The 1,437-nt window shown below is 69.1% G+C and carries 2 protein-coding genes; both read left to right on the top strand.

What is annotated here, in order from left to right; translation table 11 throughout:
- Positions 1–448 precede the first annotated feature (448 nt).
- Complete coding sequence (locus HUK84_RS18075; protein ID WP_176641480.1) at positions 449–1,096, top strand: 2OG-Fe(II) oxygenase family protein; 648 nt, start codon at positions 449–451, stop codon at positions 1,094–1,096.
- Positions 1,097–1,235: 139 nt separating this feature from the next.
- On the top strand, positions 1,236–1,437 hold a 202-nt coding region (locus HUK84_RS18070; RefSeq protein ID WP_456306680.1), incomplete at its 3' end, for a hypothetical protein.

The following is a 1,437-nucleotide window of genomic DNA, read 5'->3' as shown; positions in this document are numbered from 1 at the left end:
AATTCGCGCCACAGCCTGTCCAGCCGGGTGGCGGCCTTGCGCTGTTCGGGATCGGGGGCCAGCAGGCCCGCCGCCAGGCGTGCCTCGTACGCCGCCAGCGGGCCCGACCCCGGCGGCAGATGCAGGTCCGAAGCGAAGGACGACAGCGCGGCTTCCATGAATCGCCGATAGCGCCGGGCCTCATTCCCAGCAAGGGCCCGCGCCCGCCAAATCGGGCGGAAGGGCGCCTGCTCTCCATCTGGTGAAGTCCCGCCGCCCGAAAGCCGCCCGCATGGGCCAGGATGGACCGGGCCCCAGGGGTGCCTTGATCGGGAGGGGTGCCTTGATCTCGTCCGGCCGCCGGTTCTAAGACTCTGCCCACGGGGCGCCCGGCGCGTGCGTCCTCGTCATGCCCTTTGCGTGCGCACTTGGTTTCCTACGGCCCAGTTTTCACAGTCCAGGCAGTTTCATGACCGTCTCCGCACCGATCCGTCCCGATTATGCCGCGCTGGAGGCCGCCGTGGTCTCCGACGCGCCGTTCGCCCATGTCGTGGTGCCGCATTTCATCCGGGCGGACGATCTGCGGGCGCTGGTGGCCTCGATGCCCGACATCGATTCCGGCGGGTCGTTCCCGCCCTCGGCGCTGAACCTGGCGCCGCTGGTGCGCAACCTGGTGGCCGAACTGGAGGGCCCGGTGCTGCGCGAGGCGATCGCTCGGAAATTCGGACTGGACCTGCACGACGCCCCGACCATGCTGACCCTGCGCGGCCGCACCCGCGAGAAGGACGGCCGCATCCATTGCGACTCGGTGGCCAAGCGGGTGACGGTGCTGCTGTATCTGAACCCGGCCAGCGAATCCTGGGCCCGGCGGGAAGGCTGCCTGCGCCTGCTGCGCGGCCCCGACGATGTCGAGGACTATGCCGCCGAGATCCCGCCGGTCGACGGCACGCTGCTGGTCTTTCCCAACGGGCCGACCACCTGGCACGGCCACCGGCAATATGTCGGCAGGCGCTACACGATCCAACTGAACTACATGGAAAACGACGCCAAGGCGCGCAGCGAGATGCGGCGCCACCGCCTGTCGGCCCTGGCCAAGCGGCTGTCGCGCGCGGCCTGACCGGGCGCGATTCCGGCATGCCCTGGTTCCGGCGTGCCCAGATTTCGACACGCCCTGATTCCGACATGCCCCCATTCTGACAAGATTGGCGCCGATAGCGGTGGCCGCAGGATGTTGATGAAATAAAGGAGCCCCAGCCATGCGGGTTCGTTCGTTTTCTGTCTTCATGACCGGGCTTTGCCTGTCGGGTGCGCTGGCCAGCGCGGTGCCGGGGCAGGCCATGGCCCAACATTGGGACCGGCATTGGGACCAGCATCGGGGAGACCCGTATCGGGATCGCGGCGGCTGGCATGGCCGTGGCGGCCCCGGCTGGCATGACGACCGCCATCGCGGTCCGGGCG

It is taken from the genome of Nguyenibacter vanlangensis (assembly GCF_013376155.1).
In the GTDB taxonomy this organism is placed as follows: Bacteria; Pseudomonadota; Alphaproteobacteria; order Acetobacterales; family Acetobacteraceae; genus Gluconacetobacter; species Gluconacetobacter vanlangensis.
Note: the sequence above shows the minus strand (reverse complement) of the source record. Positions and strands in the feature narration are given on the sequence as shown.

Excerpts from the sequence above, each read along its gene's own strand:
- HUK84_RS18075 (WP_176641480.1), top strand. The coding sequence starts at position 449 with ATGACCGTCTCCGCACCGATCCGTCCCGATTATGCCGCGCTGGAGGCC.